Below are 16,400 nucleotides of genomic sequence, written 5' to 3'. Positions count from 1 at the left end.
GTGACCGACGCATCCACCGCCGGGGGCGGGACCGGCGACCTCGCCCGGCTGACCGCGCTCATCCGCGAGTTCAGCGAGGAGCGGGACTGGGAGCAGTTCCACGACCCGAAGTCGCTCGTGCTCGCCCTGGTCGGGGAGGTCGGCGAACTCGCCGAGCTCGTGCAGTGGCTGCCCGCCGGCGACGCGGTGGCGCACTTCGCCCACCCCGACCGCCGGCGGCGCGCCGGCGAGGAGATCGCCGACGTCCTGGTCTACCTGCTGCGGCTCGCGGACGTGCTCGGCGTCGACGTGCTCGCCGCGACGCTGGACAAGCAGGCCGACGCGCGGCGGCGGTTCCCCGTGGACGACGTGCGCGGGGTGGCGCCGCGGCGGGACTGAGCCCGCGTCACGCCGTCGCGCGGCGCCGGGGCAGGCCGAACCGGTCCAGGTCGTGCGCGACGTGCACGGCGGTCGACCCCGCCGTCGCCCGCGCCTGCTCCCCCAGCGGCTCGAGGTCCTCGTACCGCCCGGAGAAGTGGCTGAGCACCAGCGTGCGCGCGCCGGCCCGCGCCGCGAGCGCCCCCGCCTGCCCCGCGGTCGGGTGCCGGTACTCCGCGGCGAGCTCCGCGTCCTCGTCGGCGAACGTGCACTCCGCCAGCAGCAGGTCGGTGCCGTCCGCGAGCGCCTCGGCGCCCGGGCACGGGGCCGTGTCCATGACGACCGCCACCCGCTGGCCGCGCCGCGGCACGCTGACGTCCGCGAGCCGGACCGAGCCGAGCCTCCCCTCGCGCTGCAGCTCGCCCACCGCGGGCCCGGTGATCCCCGCCGCCGCGAGCCGGTCCGGCAGGAGCGTGCGCCCGTCGCCCTCCGCCACCCGGTAGCCGAAGGTCTGCACCCGGTGCCGCAGCGGCTCCACCGACAACCCCTCCGCGACCTCGCCCGCCGCCCCGTGCGGGTGCAGCCGCAGGTCGAGCCCCGGCGTCGCGAGCCCGACCAGCGCCCGCACCACCGCCTCGCCCTCCGCCGGGTAGTGCAGGTGCACCGGGTGCTCCACCCGGTCCAGCACCATCCGGGACAGCACGCCGGGCAGGCCGTAGCTGTGGTCGCCGTGGACGTGGGTGAGGCAGATGCGGGTGATCGACGGTGGCGCGACGCCGGCGAGCGTGAGCTGGCGCTGCGTGCCCTCCCCCGGGTCGAACAGGTACGCGTCCCGGTCCCAGCGGAGCAGGTAGCCGTTGTGGTTGCGCGTGCGGGTGGGGACCTGGGAGGCCGTCCCGAGGACGACGAGCTCACGCACCACGCGGTCAGTCTGGCGGGGCGCGCGAGCGGGCGCGAGGCCGTCAGCGAGGCGGCGCGACGTCCTCGGGCCCGGGCACCGCGTCCCCGACCCCGGCCCACTCCTGCAGCCGAGGGATCAGCACCCGGGCGTGCACGTCGAAGCCGCCGAGCCGGATGGGCCGATCCCGACCGGCCACGGTGACGACCACGGACTCCGACCAGGAGGGCCGGCCGTGGATGTTGCCGTCCACCGCCCGGACCGCCTCCCGGGGGACGCGCAGCGGTCGCCACCGTCGCTCCAGGAGCAGTGCGTCGTCGGTGAGCACGAGCGCCGCCCGCAGGTCGACGACCGCGAGGACCACCGCCATCACGATGAGCAGTCCGGAGAGGCTCACGAAAGCCACGGCGAGGCCATGGTCCTCGCCGCCCAGGCGTGGCACCCAGGACGCCAGGAGGAGAGCCTGCCCGGCTGCTCCGGCCCACAGCCAGCGCCCAGGACGTGCGGTCCTCGCGACGACCTCGCGCATCGGCCCTCCTCGTGTCGCCCGGCGGACTGCGGCGCGGGCTGACGGCGTCGCCGCCATGATGCCGCGGGCGCGCCGGGCCGACCACGGGACGGTCGCCGTGCCTCCCCGGGGGCGTGCTGCTTCGCCCGGGCACGGGCCGGCCCCAGACGCCGCGCGCGGGTGACCGCCGCGCGCCTCAGGCCAGCGCCGCCAGCAGCCGCTGCTCCGTGCGGCCGACGATGCCGAGCAGCGTCGCGTCGTCGCCGTACGCGCGGGCGAGGATCAGCCCGCCCTGGATCGCGGCGACCGCGTCCAGCGCCTGCGCCGCCGCCTCCTCGCGCCCGAGCCCGCCGGTGCGCAGCGCCTGGGCCAGCGCGTCCACCCAGTCGGTGAAGTACGCCCGCACCTCCTCGGCGAAGGTCTCCTGGCCCTCCCCGAGCGTCATCGCGGCGAACAGGCAGACGCGCTCGCGGGAGACGAAGTAGTCGGCGACCTCCCGCGACACGGCCTCGACCGCCTGCTGCGCGTCGTCGGCCGACCGGAGCGGCGCGAAGACCCGGTCCTCGAACCACTCGCGCACCTGGTCGAGCACGGCGCGGGCCATGTCGGTCTTCCCCTCGGGGAAGAAGTGGTAGAGGCTGCCGCGGCCGATGCCGGTCTCCTGCTGGATGACCGACAGCGAGCCGCTCTCGAAGCCGCGCGTGCGGAAGACCCCGGCGAGGGCGAGCACCGCGTCCGCGCGGTCGAGGACGGTCTTCGCCATCAGAGCCCGAGCTCGCTCAGCCCCGGGTGGTCCGCCGGGCGGGGGCCGGAGACGTCCCAGAAGAACTTCCGCTCCGACGCGTCGATGGCGACGTCGTTGATGCTCGCGTGGCGGTGGGTCATGAGCCCATCCTCGTCGAAGCGCCAGTTCTCGTTGCCGTAGGCGCGGAACCACTGCCCCTCGGCGTCGCGGTACTCGTACGCGAACCGCACCGCGATGACGTCCCCGGTGAACGCCCACAGCTCCTTGATGAGCCGGTAGTCGAGCTCCCGCTCCCACTTGCCTGCGAGGAAGTCGACGATCGCGGGTCGGCCCTGGACGAACGTGGAGCGGTTCCGCCACCAGCTGTCCTCGCTGTACGCCAGGGAGATGCGCTCGGGGTCGCGGGTGTTCCACGCGTCCTCGGCGGCGCGGACCTTCTGGACGGCAGTGGCCTCGGTGAACGGGGGGACCGGAGGACGGGACATGGCGGGCTCCTTCAGATCGACGTTGTACCGATCGGTACGTCGTGTACTGAACGGTACAGAGTGGATGCCGCCGGGTCAACAGGCCGCTCCGACGGCACTCCGACGCCCGGGCCTCGCGTCGTGCGACACCCGCCGCGAGTCCGCGGCGCCGAGACGACCACAGCCCGCAGAACCGTCGTCGTCCCCAGGCCGCGGGCACGCGCCCTGGCGTCGGGCGGTCCCTCGCGTCAGCGTCGGGAGACCGCGGCGCGCCGGGCGTCGCCGACCCGGGAGACGAGCACCGTGCCCCACGTGGCCACCAGCACCCCGACCGCGTACCAGAGCAGGTCGGTGGCGACGAAGGTCGTGCCGAGCAGGTACCGCAGCGGCGGCCACGCGTCCGCGGCGGCCGCCGGGACACCGGTGAGCTGCGCCAGCTCGACCGCCCAGCACAGCCCGACCGCGAGGCCGACCCGGGCCGACCTCGGCCACCGGGGCACGGCGAGCCCGACGAGCAGCGTCACGAGCGCCGCGTACAGGGCGTCCCCCAGCGCGTCGGCGACGGCCCCGGAGCCGTACCCCGCGGTCGCGAGCCCCGCCGCCACGACGAGAAGGGCCGCAACCGCGGTCCCCGCCCACGGGCGTCCGCCCTGGTCACGCCTCGTGCGCACCGCGCCACCTCCCGCACCGACGCTAGGCCGCCCGCGTGCTTCCGGGGCGGCGCGCCGAGCCGGGCCGGGAGGAGGTGTCGTGTCGGTCCCGTGTGCGACCGTTCCGCGGTGACCAGCACCGCCCGCTCCGCCCGCACCACCCTCCCCGCCTCGCCCCGACGCCGCCCGCCGGCGACGAGCCGGAGGGGCCGCGCCGGCCGGCGCCTGGGCTGGGCATGGCTGGTGCTGGTCGTCGCGGTGGCCCTCGGCGCCGGGATCCCGGTGTGGTCGGACGCCCGCGAGTCCGCGCGGTTCCCGGTCACCGCCGCCGATCTCGACCGCGCCCGCTCCGAGCTCGCCGGGCTCGACGTCAAGGGCCGGGCCCCGAAGACGGGCTACGACCGCGAGCAGTTCGGCCCCGCGTGGGCGGACGTCGACCGCAACGGCTGCGACACCCGCAACGACGTGCTCGCGCGTGACCTCACGGACGTGACGTTCGAGGAGGGGACGCACGAGTGCGTGGTGCTCACCGGCACGCTCGCGGACCCGTACACCGACGAGGTGATCGAGTTCGAGCGCGGACCCCGCAGCGCGGAGGTGCAGATCGACCACGTCGTCGCGCTGTCCGACGCGTGGCAGAAGGGCGCGCAGCAGTGGGACGCGGAGACCCGCCGCCAGTTCGCCAACGACCCGGCCAACCTGCTCGCGGTCGACGGCCCGGCCAACGGCGCGAAGGGCGACGGCGACGCCGCCACCTGGTTGCCGCCGAGCACCGGGTACCGCTGCGCGTACGTCGTCCGGCAGGTCCGGGTGAAGGCGGCCTACGGGCTGTGGGTGACGCAGGCCGAGCACGACGCGATGGGGCGGCAGCTCGACGGCTGCGCGGTGGCGGGCTGACGCGAGACCCCGCGCGCGGGACTCATCGGCTCGCTCCGGGCTCCAAGTCATTCGCCGCGAGGTGGTGCACCACCCGGCCGGCGAAACCCGGACAGCCGGCCCTCCGAAGCGCGTCGGCGAGCCACGCCCGTCCACCGCGCGCACGGTGGTACGCCTCCTGGGCTCGCGCGGCTGCGCGCACCAGGTGAGGCGCCAGGTCGTCGATCGCGAGGAAGAACGCGTCGGGCGCGCACACCTCGTACGGCGCGATCGCCTGCACGTCCCGTGCAGCGAATCCGCCGTCGGCGGTGAGCACGATGTCCACGCCGCCGGCGACCGCGGCCGCGTGCACGTGCTGGTCGTCCCTGTCCCCGGGGAACGATCCGTCGACGGTGAAGTCCTCGATCCGCCCACCCTCGAGCGAGCCGCAGATGCTGTCCCGGACACGTGCAGTGCGTGCCCCGTCCCACTCCGGGTGCGCGCGGCGCTGCCGGTAGAGGACCTCCGCGAGGATGTCCTCGGTCCAGTAAGTGCGGTACGGCGGTGTCTCGCTCTGCAGCTGCACGAGGATCAGCCAGTCGCGGAGCGTGCGCGAGTACAGGACGTTGGCGTCCGCCAGGACCCGCAGGGTGCGCACGCCCGCACGTTAGGCGCCCGCCCGCGCACTCAGCCGGTGCCCTGCCACCTACTCGTCCTCGGCCGCGAGCAGCTCCTCGAACGCGCGCCGCTGCCGCTCGAGCCGCGCCCGGCGGAACGCCACGACGTCCGCGGTCCGGAGTCTCGTGTGCGTCCCGACCTTGTGAGCCGCGATCTCGCCACCCGCGACCATCTTCATGAGTGTCGGCCGGGAGATGCCGAGCAGCTCCGCCGCAGACGTCGTCGTCAGCTCGTCCGGCTGCGCGCCGACGGTCACGGTCCCGCCCGCCGCGACCGCGTCGACCACCGCGGTGATGAGCCGGGAGAGCTCTGTCGGTGCGGCACCCGCGACACCTCGGGCGTCCAGCACAGCCCAGCCCTCACCCCGCGCAGCCAACGCCGCGACCTCGCGGGCCTGCTCGCGCTGACGGGCGCTCGTCACGAGCCGCCGCGCGTCCGTCGCTGTCGCCACGACTCACCTCCGGGGTCTCTAGATACGAGTGTCGCGGGTTGCAGATGTAGATGCAACCCCCGTCTGCCTCCCACCTCAGAGCAGCGGCCGCTCCAGGATCCACGAGCCGCCCAGCACGAGCGCCCCGCCGCAGACCAGCAGGAACACCGTCACCCACACCCCGCCCGGCACCCGGGTCAGCCGCGCCAGGATGTCCGCGTCCGAGGTCCCGCGGCCGCGCGCCCTCCGGCGCTGGGACTGCATCTCCAGCACCGCGCGTGGCGCCCCGAGCAGCAGGAACCAGGTCACCGCGTACGCCACCGCGACCTGGACCCCGCCGGTCCCCCACCACGAGACGCCCACCAGCACGACGCCCGTCGCGAGCACCGCCCACAGGCCGTACCAGTTCCGGATCTGCACCAGCACGAGCACCAGCACGACGAGCAGCGCCCACAGCAGCCCGACGGCGCACCCCCGGCCGAGCAGCCACGCCGCCCCGAGGCCGAGCACCGCGGGCCCGACGTAGCCGGCGAACGCGGTCGCCACCATCCCGGCGCCGCGCGGCTTGCCGACGGACACCGTGAGGCCCGAGGTGTCCGAGTGCACCCGGATGCCCGACAGCCGCCGTCCGGACAGCACCGCGACCAGCCCGTGCGCCGCCTCGTGCACGATCGTCAGCAGGTGCCGGGAGACGTGCCAGAGCGTCGGGACGGCCAGGCAGAGCAGCGCGGCGGCCAGCGTCCCGAGCAGCACGGCCTGGCCCGGCGCGGGCTGGACGGTGGTCGCGCGGTCCCAGATCTCCCCGGGCAGCGTGCGCAGGGCGTCGAGGAACCCGCTCACAGGCTGTCGAGCGTCACGTCGGCGAGCTCGACGGTCAGGTGCAGGCCGTCGGCCTCGACCACGGCGCCGGTCACCTCGGCGCCGGCCGGCAGCTGGTCGGTCACGTCGACCTCGGCGATCCGCGAGGCCAGACCGTCGGGCAGCAACCCGGCGTCGATCGAGAACCCGCCCAGCGAGGCGCTGGTGATGGTCGCGACGAGACCGTCGGCGCCCGCGGGCGCCAGGGTCAGCATCACGCCGACCGGGACGCCCGCGACGGCGCCGGTGGCCACCAGGGCCTCGCCGTCGACCGCGAGCGCCAGGTCCCAGCCGGTGCGCTCGCGGAGCAGGGACTCGAGCGCGGCGGTCGGCACGGTCGCGGTCGCGACCACGTGCTCGGCGCCGCGCGGCTCCCGGACCGCCACGCCGGTCGCGACGACGTCGAGGTCCGTGACGTCGAGCCCGCGCAGCGTGGCCCCGGTGGCGGTGAGGTGCACGTCGTCGAGCGTGCCGCGGGCGAGCTGGGTGAGGAACGGGAAGCCGGCGACGTCGACCTGCGGGTCGGTGGCGCCGAGCTGGGAGCGCACCGCGTCGGCGGCGACGTCCTCGGCGATCGAGTGGGTCACGCGGTCGGCGAGCAGGGTCCCGCCGACGAGGACGAGCACGGCGGCGGTCAGGCCGACCACGCATCCGACGCGACGGCGGGGGCTGCGGGTGCGGGTCACGCCCCGAGGGTACGGGCCGGCCACGCCCGCGCGGGCCCCGGACGTGGCCCGGCGCAGGACCTTCACCCCGCTGACGCATCCGGGTGGTGGCGCGCGACCAGGGGCACGAACCCGCCCGGATCGGGACGAACGACCCTGCCGACCGCCCGGTCGGTATCCGACGATCGAGGGGTCTCGCTGATCCGTCAGGAACCCCGGCGCCACCCCCAGCCGCGCCGCACCCGCCCCAGGAGGACCCGACATGACCGCCACCTTCGACCACGTCCTGCAACCCGGCCGCATCGGCTCGCTCGACCTGCCCAACCGCGTCGCCCTCGCCCCCATGGGCACCGAGATGGGCACGCACGAGGGCCTCATCACCGAGCGCGAGATCGCGTACTACACCGAGCGCGCCAAGGGCGGCACCGGCCTGGTGATGACCGGCATCTCGGCCGTGTCGCAGGACTACGAGGTCATCAACCCGGGCCTGTGCCGCGTCGACACCGACGCCGCGCTGCCGGGGCTCACCGCGCTGGCGGAGTCGATCCACCGCGTCGGCGGGAGGATCTCGCTCCAGCTCACGGCCGGCCTCGGGCGGAACATCAACAACGTCGACCCGGAGCGGCTGCCGATCTCGGCGTCCGACAACCCGCACTACGCGCACCCCGAGGTGCTGTGCCGGCCGCTCGAGGTCGACGAGATCCGGGTGATCGTCCGCCGGCACGCCGAGGCGGCCGCCCGCGCCGCGCAGGCCGGGATCGACGCCCTCGACATCCACGGCCACACCGGGTACCTGGTCGACCAGTTCATGAGCCCGGTGTGGAACCGGCGCACCGACTCCTACGGCGGCTCGACCGAGAACCGGTGCCGGTTCGCCGTCGAGATCATCCGGGCCGTGAAGGAGGCCGCACCCGGCCTGCCGGTGTCGTTCCGGCTGTCCGTCGACCACCGGTTCCCGGGCGGCCGCACGGTCGAGGAGTCGCGGAAGATCGCGGTGGTGCTCGAGGCCGCGGGCCTGGACCTGCTCATCGCCGACGACGGCTCGTACGAGGCGATGGACTACGTGTTCCCGCCGTACTACCTCGGCGACGCGTGCATGGCGCCCGCCGCGAAGGCGATGAAGGAGGTCCTGTCCATCCCGGTGATGGCGGTGGGCAACCTGACCCCGGAGAACGCCGAGGCCGTCATCGCCGCCGGCGAGGCCGACTTCGCCGGCATCGGCCGCGGCCTGATCGCGGACCCCGAGTGGGCGAACAAGCTCCGCGAGGGGCGCCGTGGCGACGTGCGCCCGTGCATCCGGTGCAACGCGATGTGCGTCGGCCACGCGTTCTTCGCCGAGGCGCTGGGCTGCGCGGTCAACCCGCAGGTCGGCTTCGAGCGCGAGCGGGTGCTCACGATCGCGCCCCGGCCGAAGCACGTGGTCGTCGTGGGCGGCGGCCCCGGCGGCCTGGAGGCGGCCCGGGTGGCGGCCCTGCGCGGCCACCGCGTCGACCTGTACGAGAAGGGGACGAACCTGGGCGGCGTGCTGTGGCCCGCCGCGACGCCGGAGTTCAAGAAGGAGCTGCGCGGCATGGTCGGCTGGTGGGAGCGGCAGCTCGCCGACCTGCCCGTGACGGTGCACCTCGGCACCGAGATCACCGCCGACTCCCCGGAGCTCGACGGCGCGGACCAGATCATCGTCGCGACCGGCTCGCTGCCGATCGTGCCGCGGTCGATCCCCGGGATCGACGGCCCGAACGTGGTCGAGGTGCTCGACTTCCACCTCGGCACCCCGGTCGGGCAGCGGGTCGTCGTCGCCGGCGGCGGCCTGTCCGGCGCGGACTCCGCGCTCGAGCTCGCCCAGGCGGGCCACGAGGTGACGATCGTCGAGATGGCGTCCGAGATCGCCAAGGACATGATCGTCATCAACCGGATCACGCTGCTCCGGCAGCTGGCCGAGGCAGGCGTGCGGATCCTCACCGGCCACACCGTCACCGCGGTCGACGAGAAGGGCCTGTCCGCCACCGGCCCGGACGACGAGGAGGTCCACGTCGACGCGGACACCGTCCTGTCGGCGTTCGGGGTCCGCCCGAACAGCGCGCTGCCGGAGGCGCTCGCCGGCCGCGCGAACGTGGTCCCGGTGGGCGACTGCGTCAAGCCGGCCAAGGTCGGCGAGGCGATCAACGCGGGCTTCGTGGCGGCCTACGCGCTCTGACCCGGGACGTCGCCCGGACCCCCGCCCGGTTGCGGGGGTCCGGGGCCCGACGTTGACTCGTGGCAGGCATCCACCTGCGCCACGACGGGAGCGGACATGGGCATCGGGGACTTCGTCGACAAGGCCAAGAAGGCCGTCGCCGGCAACGAGGACAAGATCGCGGGCGCGATCGACAAGGCCGCCGACGCGGTGAAGTCGCGCACCTCGGACTCCACCGACCGCAAGGTCGACCAGGCCACCGCGAAGGCGCGCGACTTCCTGGAGAAGCAGAAGCGCGAGGGCGCCCACGAACCGCCGGTGCGGCACCCGGAGCGCACCGACCCGCCCGCCCTCTGAGCCGCGGCATGGCACCCACGACGCCGGTCGAGACGCCGGTCCTGTTCGTCCTGCACGGCGCCCGTGGCGACCTCGCGGAGCGCATGGTCTACCCGGGGCTCGCCCAGCTCGCGACGCGCGGGCTGCTGCCGGAGCGCTGGTCGCTCATCGGCACGGGCCGCAAGCCGATCGGCGACGACGAGCTCGCCGACCTGGTCCGGTCCTCGCTCGAGGAGCACGGCGAGCCCGGGCACGCGGACGCGCTCGACGGCCACGTGTCCTACGCGACGACGTTCACCGAGGACGAGCCCGGCGAGCTGGTGGACGCGATCCACGACGCCCGGCGCACGCTGGCGGGCGACGACGACCACGACGTCACCGTCGTGCACTACCTGGCGGTCCCGCCGTCGGCGTTCGCCCCGACGACGCGCGCCCTGCGCGCCCACGGCATGGCCGAGGGCGTCCGGGTGGTCTACGAGAAGCCGTACGGCACGTCCCCGGAGTCGTTCGAGGAGCTCGACGCCCTGGTGCACGAGGTGCTCGACGAGGACCAGGTGTTCCGGATCGACCACTTCCTCGGCAAGGAGGCGACCCAGAACCTGCACGTGCTCCGGTTCGGCAACGAGCTGTTCGGCGGGGTGTGGAACCGCCGGCACGTGGCGCAGGTGCAGGTCGACGTCCCCGAGACGCTGGACGTGGCCGACCGCGCGGACTTCTACGACGAGACCGGCGCCGCTCTGGACATGCTGGTCACGCACCTGTTCCAGATCGCGGCCGAGGTCGCGATGGAGCCGCCGGCCGCGCTCGACGCGGACCACCTGGCGACGGCGCGCGAGGCCGTGATCGGCTGCTTCCGGCCGCTGGACCCCGCCGAGGTCGTCCTGGGCCAGTTCGACGGCTACCGGGACATCGACGGCATCGCCGACGACTCGACGACGGACACGTTCGTCGCCGCGCGGCTGTGGGTGGACAACGACCGCTGGCGCGGCGTGCCGTTCCTGCTGCGGACCGGCAAGCGCATGGCCGTGTCGGCGCAGCGGGTCACGCTCGTGCTGAAGACGCCCGACGAGCTCTTCGGGGAGCCGGCCGGGCCGGGACGCATCAGCCTGTCGCTCGCGGGCGACGGCGCCATCGACATCACGACGACCGTGAAGCAGCCCGGGCCCGACCTGCGGCTCGCCACCGGGACGGCCTCGCTCGGGCTGGACGACGTCGAGCCCGGCGACCCGCTCGCGCCGTACGCCTCCCTGCTGCACGACGTGCTGGTGGGCGACCGGACGCTGTTCACGACGCCGCACGGGCTCGAGGCGGCCTGGCGGGCGTTCGCCCCGCTGCTCGGGTCGGACCGGCCCGACCCCGAGCCGTACGAGCCCGGTTCGTGGGGTCCCGCCCGGGCCGACGACCTCGCCGGCCCGGACGGGTGGGTCCTCACTCGTAGCTGACGGCGTCCAGCACCCGCATCCGGGCCGCCCGGGTGCCGGGCCACAGCGCGGCCAGCACCCCGACGACGACGGCCAGCCCGAGCATGCCCACGAGGCTCCCCCACGGGATCACCAGCTCGGACAGGCCGTCGTCGGCGTACACCGACGGCAGGGCGGAGGCGAGCGCCACCCCGACCACCAGGCCGACGACGGTGCCGAACACCGCCGTCAGCACGGACTCGACGGTCACGGTGCCCGCGAGCTGGAGCCGGCCCAGGCCGACGGCCCGGAGCAGCCCGATCTCCCGGGTGCGCTCGATGACGGACAGCGCGAGCGTGTTCACGATGCCCAGCACCGCGATCACCACCGACAGGCCGAGCAGCGCGTACAGGATCACGAGGACCTGGTTGACCTGGTCGGCGAGGTTCGAGACGAACTCGTCCTGGGTCAGCACCGAGATCACGACGTACGGCGCCACCGCCGCGGTGACGGCGTCCTTCAGCTCGTCGACCCCCACCCCGGAGGCGGCGTCGACCGCCAGCAGGTCGACCAGCTGCTGCTCGGGCGGCACCAGGGCGTCCAGCACCTCGGTGCCGACGACCACCGGGGCGCCGATCACGTTGGTCGTGAACACCGCGCCGACCGTCACCTCCCGGGGTCCCGTGGCGCCGGCGATCCGCAGGGTGTCCCCGACGGCCCAGCCCTGCTCCTTCGCCGGGTCCTCCTGGACGGCTGCCGCGCCGTCCGCGAGCGACGCGAGGTCCCCGTCGATCGTCGTCGCCTCGATCGTCCGGTCGAACAGGTCGTCGCGGACGCCCGCGACGATCTGCGTCCCGGACCCGTCGCCGTCCGAGGACACCTCGAGCGGCGCGAACGCGAACGCCGCCGTGCCGCCGACCTCGGGCAGCGCGTCGACGTCGGCGATCGCGCCCTTCGGGAGGTCGCGGGTGGCGGACTGCAGCACCACGTCGGCGTGCAGCTGCGACTCGACGACCCCGGCGACCGAGGCCTGCGCGGAGGTCGCGATCACGGACACGCCGCCGACCAGCGCCATGCCGATCATCAGCGCACCCGCGGTGTTGGCGGTGCGGCGCGGGTTGCGCACCACGTTCCCGCGCGCCAGCCGGCCGACCGGCCGCAGCAGCCGCACGAACGGCCACGCGAGCGCCCCGACGACGGTCCGCGCGAGGCTCGGCGCCAGCATGAGCACGCCGACCAGGACCGCGGCGGCGCCGGCGCCGAGCACGGCGTCCAGCGACTCCTCGCCGGTGTTCAGCACGGCGGCGAGCACCGCCGCGACGCCGAGCCCCGTGAGGAGCGTCCCGAGCACCGCGCGCACCCGGATCGAGCGCTCGGGCACCGCCACGTCGTCGCGCATGGCCTCGACCGGCGGCACCAGGGCGGCGCGGCGCGCGGGCACGGCGGCGGCGAGGACGCTGACCACGGTCCCGACGACCAGCGAGACGCCGATCGTCGCGCCGTCGACCGGGATGTCCCCGGCCAGGTCCATGCCCATCGCCTCGAAGACGGACTTGAGCCCCTGCACCAGGCCGAGCCCGCCGGCGATGCCGACCGCGGACCCGATCAGGCCGACGACCGCCGCCTGGACGAGGATCGAGGCGAACACCTGCGCCGGCGAGGCGCCGACCGCGCGCAGCAGCGCGAACTCGCGCATCCGCTGCCGGACCGACATCGCGAAGGTGTTGGAGATGATGAACGCGCCCACGAACAGCGCGATCGCGGCGAACACCAGCAGGAACGTGGTGATGAAGCCGAGCATCTCGCCGATGGCGTCCTTGTTCTCGTCCCGCAGCTCCTGCCCGGTGACGACCTGCAGGTCGCCGGGGACGAGCGGGGCGATCGCGTCGACGAGCTCGGCCGGCGTGGTGCCGTCGTCGGCGTAGACCGCGATGTCCGCGACGTCGCCGTCGGGCGCGAACAGCGCGTAGCCCGTGCCCGGGTCGACCACCACGAGCGTCGCGCCGGCCATGGGCGCGCCCATGTCGAACCGGCCCACGACCTCCGCGTCCGACAGCTGCCCGCCGAGGACCACCTGCGTGGTGTCGCCGACCTCGAGGCCCGAGGACGCCAGCGTGGCCGTCTCGAGGGCGATCTCGCCCGGGCGCTCCGGTCCGCGGCCCTCGACGACGTCGAGCGACGGGTCGTCCGGCAGGTAGGAGAACACCAGGCTGGGCGCCTGGGTGCTCTGCACGGCGGTGCCGTCCGCCCCGACCAGGACGATCGAGCCCTGCGCCTCGGGGATCGCGTGGGCGACCCCGTCGAGGGCGGCGATCTCGTCCGCGAGCGTCATCGGCACCGCCGGCCCGGCCGTGGTGCCCTCGACCACCGACGCGCCCTCGGCGGGCTCCGCGCGGACGTAGGCGTCGCCGGGGGTGCCGGCGTCGACGATGCCGTCGAAGGTGCTCGACATCATCGTGCGGAGCGAGAACGTGCCCGCGACGAAGGCGACGCCCAGGGCGACCGCCAGCAGGGAGAGCAGGAACCGGACGAGGTGGGCGCGGATGCCGCGCAGCGCCACCCGCAGCATCAGCGCGACCCGTCGGCGGCCGCGACGGCGACCGGCGCGGCGGCACCGGCCGGGGCCGGGCGCAGGGCCGCGAGCGCGGCGAGGACGGAGTCCGGGGTGGGGTCGGTGAGCTCGCCGACCAGGCGCCCGTCAGCGAGGAACAGCACCCGGTGCGCGTAGGACGCGGCGGTCGGGTCGTGGGTCACCATGACCACCGACTGGCCCAGGTCGTCGACCGAGCGGCGCAGGAAGCCCAGCACCTCGCCGGACGATGTCGAGTCGAGGTTGCCGGTCGGCTCGTCCGCGAACACCACCGAGGGCCGCGAGACCAGGGCACGCGCGCAGGCCACGCGCTGCTGCTGCCCACCGGACAGCTCCGTCGGCTTGTGCCCCAGCCGGTCCGCCAGGCCCACGGCCTGCACGACGGCGTCCAGGTGCGCCCGGTCGACGGGGCGGCGCGCGATGTCCAGCGGCAGCGTGATGTTCTCCAGCGCCGTCAGGGTCGGGACCAGGTTGAACGCCTGGAACACGAAGCCCAGGTGGTCCCGCCGCAGCCGCGTGAGCTTCCGCTCGTTCATGGCGCTGACCTCGAGCCCGTCCACCACGACGGTGCCGGTGTCGGGGCGGTCCAGGCCCGCCATGCAGTGCATGAGGGTCGACTTGCCGGACCCCGAGGGGCCCATGATCGCGGTGAGCTCCCCGCGCCCGAAGTCCACGTCGACGCCGTCGAGCGCCCGCACCGCCGCCTCGCCCGTGCCGTACGTCTTCACCAGACCGCGCGCGCTCGCGATCGGCGTGCCGTCGTTCGTGGCCATGATCCCCATCCCTGGTCGTGGTCGCTCCCCTGCCAACCTGTGGATCGTCCCGCCCTCCCCTCGCACGCGGGCATCCGGGAGCACCCTGGTCCGTCCCTGATCCCGCCCCCGAGGGACCGAGGTCCCGACGCGGCCCGACTGTGGCGCGGGTCACACCCGCGGCCTACGCTGGGGGCGAGGTGCTCCGATGGCGTGGTGGCTGGTGCTCTGGCTCGTGCTGCCGGCGCTGACGTTCGCCGTCGTGCTCAGGATGATCCCGGGGGCGGAGTCGTCGCCGCGGCGGAGCGCTGCGCGCGAGCGCCGTCGAGCCCGGGTGGCCGGGCTGCTCGACCGCGTCGCCACCCGGGTGCGGCACGGCCGGCACGGCGCGCCCCCGCCGCCCGACCCGTTCGACGCCCTGCACGTGCAGGTCCGGCTCGGGATCGTGGCCGACCACCTGCGCCGGCTCGAGGAGGACACGCACGCCTGGGCCCGGGCGGAGCGGATCATCGCGAGCCAGCTCGCCTACGACGCGCTGCTCGCCGAGGCGTGCCGGCTCGCGGGGGTCGAGGTGCTGCCGCGGGCGAAGGGCGACCCGTGGGAGCGGATGCGCGAGGAGGTGGAGCTGGCGTCGCGCGGGTGGACGTGGTGAGACGCGGGTGGTCCCGCAGCGCGGCGCGGCCGGTCCCGCGGCGCGGCGCGCCCGGTCCCGCAGCGCGGCGGCGGAAGACCGGGCATCCCGGGCGCCTCAGCCGGCGACGACCGTGAGCGTGCTCGACCCGTCGGTCCGCCGGCGCACCTCGATCCGCTCCGCGACCGCCTGCTTGAGCGCCTCGACGTGCGACACCACCCCGACGACGCGGCCGCCGGCGCGCAGCTTCCCGAGCTCGCCGAGCACGGCGTCGAGCGTGTGCGGGTCGAGCGTGCCGAAGCCCTCGTCGATGAACAGCGTGCCCAGCTCGACGCCGCCCGCCTCCGCGGTGACGACGTCGGCCATGCCGAGCGCGAGGCACAGCGACACGTAGAACGTCTCGCCCCCGGACAGCGTGCGGGGGTCGCGAGCGGCGCCCGTCGTGTGGTCCACCACGCGCATCGCCAGCCCGGTGCGCCGGGTGCGCACGTCCTCGCGCTCGTCGCTGCGCTCCAGCTCGTACCGGCCGTCGGACATCTCGCGCAGCCGGTCGTTCGCGGCGGCGACGACGTCCTCGAACCGGCGGACGAGCACGTAGGTCGCGAGCGACAGGGCGCGGGCGTTGTCGCTGTCCGCGCCGCCCGCGAGCCGGGCCATGCGGGTGACCGGCGCGGCCTCCTGCTCGGCCGCGGCGAGCGCGGCTGCGGACTCCGTCACGTGCCGGGCGGCGTCCGCGGCGCGCGCCGCCCGGTCGCGGACGGAGCCCAGCAGCGCACCGGCGGCGTCGGCGGCCCCGACGGCGTCGGCGAGCGCCTGCTCGAGCTCCGCCACCTCGGTGGCGAGCGCGTGCGGGTCCCCCGCGGCGAGGTCGGCGAGCTCCGGGTCCCGGAGCCCCTGCTCCACCCGCGCCACGGCGGTGCGGTACGCCTCCACCGCGCGCTCGGCCGCGGCCACGTCGGCGGCCTCGGCGAGCGCGGCGCGGGCGGCGTCCTCGTCCCCGAGGTCCTGCTCGGCGAGCACGCGGGCGACCTCGGCGACCCGGTCGGCCACGGTGCGGGCGGCGGCCGCGCGCCGGTCCAGCGCCGCGAGCAGGCCGTCGGCCGCGTCGACGCGGGCCTGCTCGGCGCCCTGCCGGGCGAGGACCGTGGGGTGCCCGTCCCGCGCGGCCTCGACCTCGGCGCCGTCGCGCGCGAGCTCGTCCTCCACCCGGGCGAGGGCGTGCCCGGCCGCGACGTGCTCCTCCCCGAGCGCGGCGCGGGTCAGCCGCAGGTCGTCGGTGACGTGGTCGTGCTCCGCGACGTCCGCGCGGAGCCGCTCGCGGGCGGCCTCGGCGTCCCGTGCCGCGGCGAGCTCGGCGCGCGCGGCGTCGACCGCCGCGGCGGCGACGGCGCCCTGGTCGGCGCGCAGGCC

General features: G+C 75.4%; 18 protein-coding genes. 6 read left to right on the top strand and 12 right to left on the bottom strand.

What is annotated here, in order from left to right:
• Positions 1-378 (top strand): nucleotide pyrophosphohydrolase, encoded by a 378-nt coding sequence (locus KVT14_RS16175; protein ID WP_217616601.1) that lies wholly within the window; start codon positions 1-3, stop codon positions 376-378.
• A 7-nt stretch (positions 379-385) separates the two neighbouring features.
• Here KVT14_RS16175 and KVT14_RS16170 read toward each other — a convergent pair whose 3' ends face one another.
• The 5 genes from KVT14_RS16170 to KVT14_RS23230 all read right to left on the bottom strand — a co-directional run bounded on the left by KVT14_RS16170 (position 386) and on the right by KVT14_RS23230 (position 3,643).
• Positions 386-1,276 (bottom strand): ribonuclease Z, encoded by an 891-nt coding sequence (locus KVT14_RS16170; RefSeq protein WP_217616615.1) that lies wholly within the window; start codon positions 1,274-1,276, stop codon positions 386-388.
• A gap of 43 nt (positions 1,277-1,319) precedes the next feature.
• Positions 1,320-1,652: a hypothetical protein gene (locus KVT14_RS16165; protein WP_217616600.1), complete on the bottom strand. Its 333-nt coding sequence runs from the start codon at positions 1,650-1,652 to the stop codon at positions 1,320-1,322.
• Between the two features lie 307 nt (positions 1,653-1,959).
• Positions 1,960-2,526, bottom strand: coding sequence for a TetR/AcrR family transcriptional regulator (locus tag KVT14_RS16160; protein WP_217616599.1), 567 nt, complete (start codon positions 2,524-2,526; stop codon positions 1,960-1,962).
• Complete coding sequence (locus KVT14_RS16155) at positions 2,526-2,993, bottom strand: nuclear transport factor 2 family protein (protein WP_217616598.1); 468 nt, start codon at positions 2,991-2,993, stop codon at positions 2,526-2,528. The genes KVT14_RS16160 and KVT14_RS16155 overlap by 1 nt, the downstream gene beginning before the upstream one ends.
• A gap of 227 nt (positions 2,994-3,220) precedes the next feature.
• A complete protein-coding gene (locus KVT14_RS23230) occupies positions 3,221-3,643 on the bottom strand; it encodes a DUF2809 domain-containing protein (protein ID WP_217616597.1) in 423 nt (140 codons plus the stop codon).
• Between the two features lie 108 nt (positions 3,644-3,751).
• On the opposite strand from KVT14_RS23230, the gene KVT14_RS16145 reads away from it, so the two are divergent.
• Positions 3,752-4,519, top strand: a complete 768-nt coding sequence (locus KVT14_RS16145; RefSeq protein WP_217616596.1) for an HNH endonuclease family protein — start codon at positions 3,752-3,754, stop codon at positions 4,517-4,519.
• Between the two features lie 22 nt (positions 4,520-4,541).
• On the opposite strand, the gene KVT14_RS16140 is transcribed toward KVT14_RS16145, so the two are convergent.
• From KVT14_RS16140 to KVT14_RS16125, 4 genes are all read right to left on the bottom strand, one after another.
• Positions 4,542-5,135, bottom strand: a complete 594-nt coding sequence (locus KVT14_RS16140) for a PIN domain-containing protein (RefSeq protein WP_217616595.1) — start codon at positions 5,133-5,135, stop codon at positions 4,542-4,544.
• Positions 5,136-5,183: 48 nt separating this feature from the next.
• The gene (locus KVT14_RS23000; RefSeq protein WP_217616594.1) at positions 5,184-5,606 is read right to left on the bottom strand and encodes a helix-turn-helix domain-containing protein; all 423 of its coding nucleotides are present in this window, start codon (positions 5,604-5,606) and stop codon (positions 5,184-5,186) included.
• 75 nt (positions 5,607-5,681) lie between these two features.
• Positions 5,682-6,425, bottom strand: a complete 744-nt coding sequence (locus KVT14_RS16130; protein ID WP_308161123.1) for a M50 family metallopeptidase — start codon at positions 6,423-6,425, stop codon at positions 5,682-5,684.
• The gene (locus tag KVT14_RS16125; protein WP_217616593.1) at positions 6,422-7,129 is read right to left on the bottom strand and encodes a DUF2993 domain-containing protein; all 708 of its coding nucleotides are present in this window, start codon (positions 7,127-7,129) and stop codon (positions 6,422-6,424) included. Before KVT14_RS16125 ends, KVT14_RS16130 begins: the two co-directional genes overlap by 4 nt.
• Positions 7,130-7,370: 241 nt before the next feature.
• Between KVT14_RS16125 and KVT14_RS16120 the strand changes: the two genes are divergently transcribed.
• The 3 genes from KVT14_RS16120 to KVT14_RS16110 all read left to right on the top strand — a co-directional run bounded on the left by KVT14_RS16120 (position 7,371) and on the right by KVT14_RS16110 (position 11,059).
• Positions 7,371-9,302, top strand: a complete 1,932-nt coding sequence (locus KVT14_RS16120) for an FAD-dependent oxidoreductase (RefSeq protein ID WP_217616592.1) — start codon at positions 7,371-7,373, stop codon at positions 9,300-9,302.
• Between the two features lie 96 nt (positions 9,303-9,398).
• Entirely contained in the window at positions 9,399-9,638 is a 240-nt protein-coding gene (locus tag KVT14_RS16115; protein WP_217616591.1) for an antitoxin, read from the top strand.
• Positions 9,639-9,646: 8 nt separating this feature from the next.
• On the top strand, positions 9,647-11,059 hold the full coding sequence (locus KVT14_RS16110) for a glucose-6-phosphate dehydrogenase (RefSeq protein ID WP_217616590.1): 1,413 nt from the start codon (positions 9,647-9,649) through the stop codon (positions 11,057-11,059).
• Here KVT14_RS16110 and KVT14_RS16105 read toward each other — a convergent pair.
• Together KVT14_RS16105 and KVT14_RS16100 are read right to left on the bottom strand one after the other, a co-directional pair.
• A complete protein-coding gene (locus tag KVT14_RS16105) occupies positions 11,046-13,586 on the bottom strand; it encodes an ABC transporter permease (protein WP_217616589.1) in 2,541 nt (846 codons plus the stop codon). The two genes, KVT14_RS16110 and KVT14_RS16105, sit on opposite strands and share 14 nt — an antisense overlap.
• The gene (locus tag KVT14_RS16100) at positions 13,586-14,380 is read right to left on the bottom strand and encodes an ABC transporter ATP-binding protein (RefSeq protein ID WP_217616588.1); all 795 of its coding nucleotides are present in this window, start codon (positions 14,378-14,380) and stop codon (positions 13,586-13,588) included. The genes KVT14_RS16105 and KVT14_RS16100 overlap by 1 nt, the downstream gene beginning before the upstream one ends.
• A 187-nt stretch (positions 14,381-14,567) precedes the next feature.
• Between KVT14_RS16100 and KVT14_RS16095 the strand changes: the two genes are divergently transcribed.
• Positions 14,568-15,011 carry a hypothetical protein gene (locus KVT14_RS16095; protein ID WP_217616587.1) on the top strand — a complete coding sequence of 148 codons (444 nt, stop codon included), beginning with the start codon at positions 14,568-14,570 and terminating at the stop codon, positions 15,009-15,011.
• A 96-nt stretch (positions 15,012-15,107) separates the two neighbouring features.
• Here KVT14_RS16095 and KVT14_RS16090 read toward each other — a convergent pair.
• A partial coding sequence (locus KVT14_RS16090; RefSeq protein WP_306795827.1) for an SbcC/MukB-like Walker B domain-containing protein occupies positions 15,108-16,400 on the bottom strand: 1,293 nt, incomplete at its 5' end.

The organism is Cellulomonas sp. GbtcB1 (assembly GCF_019091725.1).
In the GTDB taxonomy this organism is placed as follows: domain Bacteria; phylum Actinomycetota; class Actinomycetes; order Actinomycetales; family Cellulomonadaceae; genus Cellulomonas.
The sequence above is the reverse complement of the archived record's forward strand: the minus strand, read 5'-3'. Positions and strand labels throughout refer to the sequence as shown.